The 3,695-nt window shown below is 65.3% G+C and carries 5 protein-coding genes; all 5 read right to left on the reverse strand.

Annotated elements, in window-relative coordinates; genetic code table 11:
* On the reverse strand, positions 1-325 hold a 325-nt coding region (locus tag QGG75_12715; protein MDP6068094.1), incomplete at its 3' end, for a TetR/AcrR family transcriptional regulator.
* Positions 326-679: 354 nt separating this feature from the next.
* Complete coding sequence (locus tag QGG75_12720) at positions 680-1,405, reverse strand: ABC transporter ATP-binding protein (GenBank protein ID MDP6068095.1); 726 nt, start codon at positions 1,403-1,405, stop codon at positions 680-682.
* Positions 1,398-2,165, reverse strand: a complete 768-nt coding sequence (locus QGG75_12725; protein ID MDP6068096.1) for an ABC transporter ATP-binding protein — start codon at positions 2,163-2,165, stop codon at positions 1,398-1,400. The genes QGG75_12720 and QGG75_12725 overlap by 8 nt, the downstream gene beginning before the upstream one ends.
* A complete protein-coding gene (locus tag QGG75_12730; GenBank protein ID MDP6068097.1) occupies positions 2,166-3,155 on the reverse strand; it encodes a branched-chain amino acid ABC transporter permease in 990 nt (329 codons plus the stop codon).
* On the reverse strand, positions 3,155-3,695 hold a 541-nt coding region (locus QGG75_12735), incomplete at its 5' end, for a hypothetical protein (protein MDP6068098.1). The genes QGG75_12735 and QGG75_12730, both read right to left, overlap by 1 nt.

Genomic DNA, 3,695 nt, shown 5'->3' on the forward strand with positions numbered 1-3,695 from the left:
CCTTGCGCCGCGCCCCGATGACGTCGATGTGGGTGCGCAGCATCGAACGCAGTCCGGCCTCGGGGCCCTGGGCCCGGGTCATGCAGCCCAGCAGGGACTGATAGAAGTCGTTGGAGAACTGCTCGAGGATGATGATGAGCAGGTCCTCCTTGTTCTCGAAGTGATAGTAGAGCGCCGCCTGGGTGATGCCGGCGCGGCGCGCGATCTCGCGCATCGAGGCCTTCTGGTAGCCCCGTTCGGCGAACACCTCGCGGGCCGCTTCGAGAATCTCGTCGCGCCTCTCTTCCGGGGGCAGCCGTGTTGCGGTGCGCGCCTGCGGGGCCATGCGGATTTCCTTCGTTGCCGAAAAAATTACTAAACGGCCGTTTAGTTGTCAAGACGCTTTAGCAAAAGACCACTCCATATGCTGTGGCAACACTTGCAATAAGCTATATTAACATATTGTAATTGATGAATAACTTTGTTGCTAGCAATTTCAGTGCTTCGATCAAAGGAGCACTGGGCTGAGGCACAAGTGCAGTATTTTAACGGTCGTTCAGTAAGCTATTTCAACGAAAAATAACGTGGACTTCAGCCAGAGCACACCTTGCCTGGCGCACTGATAGGCAAACACTGCGCTATTTGCCGCGAAGCATCGCCGCCATGAGCTATCCAGGCCCAGGCATCGCCGCACTCCCGTTCAGGCCGCCAGATAGATGCGTTTGACTTCTTCCATGTCGCCGATCTCCTGGGCCGTGCCCGAAAGCGCCACCTGGCCCAATTCCAGCACGTAGACCCGGGCCGCCACGCGCAGCGCCATGCGGGCGTTCTGTTCGACCAGCAAGACCGCGATGCCGCGTTCGGCGAGCTCGGCGATGACGGTGAAGATCTCGCGTACGATGACCGGGGCCAGGCCGATCGAGGGCTCGTCCAGCAGCATCACCCGGGGCGCCGCCATCAGGGCCCGGCCGATGGCCAGCATCTGCTGCTCGCCGCCCGAGAGTGTCTGGGCGAGCTGGTCCTGGCGCTCATGGAGCCGGGGGAAGAGCTCGAAAACCCGCGCCAGATCCCGCTCGACCGCCGCCCGGCCGCCGCGAGCACTGCCCCCGGCAGTCAGGCGCAGGTAGGCGCCGAGCATCAAGTTATCGAGCACCGACATGGGGCCAAACAGGCGCCGGCCCTCGGGCACCACGGCCAGGCCGCGGCGCGCGATGCGCGACGACTTGAGGCCCCCTATGGCCTCACCATCCAGGCGGATCTCGCCGGCCGACGGGATCATGCCGGTGATGGCCTTGATCAGGGTCGTCTTGCCGGCCCCGTTGGGACCGATCAGGCTGACCACCTCGCCGGCGCCCACTTCCAGCGAGACGCCGCGCAGCGCCACGATCTTGCCGTAGGCGGCGGCCAGGTTTCGCACCTCAAGCATCGTCGTCGTCCCGGCCCAGATAGGCCTCGATCACCGCTTCGGATCGCTGCACCTCGGCGGGCGGCCCGGCTGCGATGAGGCGGCCGAAATTGAGCACCACGATCTGGTCGCAAAGCGACATGATGAAGCGCATGTGGTGCTCGATGACCAGCAGCGTCACGCCATCATCGCGGATGCGCAGCGCCAGGGTGCGGAAGGCTTCGGTCTCGCTTTCGTTGAGACCGGCGGTGGGCTCGTCGAGCAGCAGCAGCCGGGGCTCGCTGGCCAGGGCCCGGGCCACCTCGAGGTAGCGCTGCTGGCCCAGCGGCAACTCGGCGGCCAGGCGCTGACGCTCATCCGCCAGGCCCACCAGGTCGAGGTATTCGAGCGCCCGGGCGCGAAGTTCGCGTTCCTCGCGGCGGGCCCAGGGCAGGCGCAAGCCGGTGGCCAGGAACTCGGCCCGGCCGCGGGCGTGGCGGCCCAGCATGACGTTTTCCTCGATGGTCAGACTTTTGAAAAGCCGCGGGTGCTGAAAGGTTCGCGAGATGCCGAGGCGCGCGCGTTTTTCCGGGGCGAGCGTAGTGATATCCCGGCCCTCGAAGACGATGCGCCCGGCGCCCGGCGGAAAGACGCCGGTGACGGCGTTGAAGAGCGTCGTCTTGCCCGCCCCGTTGGGCCCGATGATGCCCATGGTAGTGCCCTGGGCGAGCTCAAGACTCACTTCCGCCAAGGCGGTCAGGCCGCTGAAGGTTTTGCCCACATCGCGGAGTTCCAGCAGCATCTAGCCGGCCTCGCCGATATGTCTGCGCGATACGGCACGCCACAGCCTGAGCGCCAGGTCACGGAAACCCAGCAGCAAGCCGTGGGGAAAGAAGAGCATGATCGTCACCAGCGCCAGGCCATAGACGGCGCGCTTGTAGTCGGCGAATGGGGCCAGGTATTCGTTGAGGTAGACCAGCGCCGTGACCCCCAGCATGGCCCCCCAGATCATGGTGAAGCCGCCGAAAGCCAACATCAGAATGATCTCGATGGCGAACATCACCGAGGCCGCGGTGGGCGATATGAAGCTGACGAAATGGGCGAACAGGCTGCCCGAGAGCGAGGCGAAGACCGAGGAGACGACGAACAGCTTGATCTTGTAGAGCTTGATGTCGACGGCGAAAAGCCTTGCCACGTCCTCGCCTTCCTTGATGGCGCGGAAGGCCCGGCCGAGGCGCGAATCAACCAGATTCAGGGCAAACAGCAGCAACCCCAGCAGCAGCGGCCAGACGACGTAGTAGAAGCGCCAGTCGTCGTCGATCTCGAAGCCGCCGAAAGCCAGCGGCGGGATCGAGCCCAGGCCCTGCAGGCCGCCGGTCAGCGCGGGCAGTTCCTTGATCAGTACGCCGACGATGACGGTGAAGCTGAGCGTGGCAATGGCCAGGTAGTGGCCCTTGAGACGCAGCACCACGGCGCCTATGCCCCAGGCCACCACGGCGCTGACAAGCTGGGCCCCGGCCACCGCCGCCCAGGGATGCCAGCCCCAACGCAGCGACAATATGGCCGAGGCATAGGCGCCCATGGCGAAGAAGGCGGAATGCGAGATCGAGAGCTGGCCGCCATAGCCCACCAGCAGGCAAAGCCCGACCGCCACCAGGGCGTAAAGCGCCACGAAATTGAGCACGTTGAGATAGAAGTCGTCACCCAGAACCAGCGGGATCAGCAGCACCACGGCCGCCACGAGGGGCCAGGCCAGGCGGTTCCAGTCGGCCCGGGCAAGACGCGCCAGCATCACCTCAGCCCCGCCAGCAGGTGCGACACGTCGCTGGCACTTTCCAGCTCGGCGACGCTTTCGATCAGGCCATCGATGGCGGCTCCACCCGGCGGCCGGGCCGCGAAGGCGGCGCATTTCCGCAGCTTGTCGCCGCAGTCGGCAAAGCTCAGCGGGTTGGCCGGATTACCCAGCGGAAACTCGGCATCCAGGGTGACCGGCGCCTGTCCTCTGGCCGTGATCTCGAGCCGGGTGCGGCCGAGCACGGTGTCGGTGTTCATGCTGTCCTCGGCGACCACTTCGATGCGCTTCGACAAGGCCCGGATAGCGCTGTCGGCGATGACTTCGGGAGCCAGTTCCTCGAGGAAAAAGTCGCCCCGGATGAGGGTGGCGGCGACATTGAAGGGCAGCGAGAACTGCGCCGCGGTGGTCGAATAGGGATCCGCCATGTCCTCGATGTGGGCGCCGACCAAGCCGTGGACACCGGGATTGACGGTGACGGTTGCGCCCGCGATGGGTTCGTTGCCCTTGGGGCCGAGCCCCTGTTCGGCCCGGTAGCGC

The organism is Alphaproteobacteria bacterium, from assembly GCA_030740435.1.
Classification (GTDB): Bacteria; Pseudomonadota; Alphaproteobacteria; order UBA2966; family UBA2966.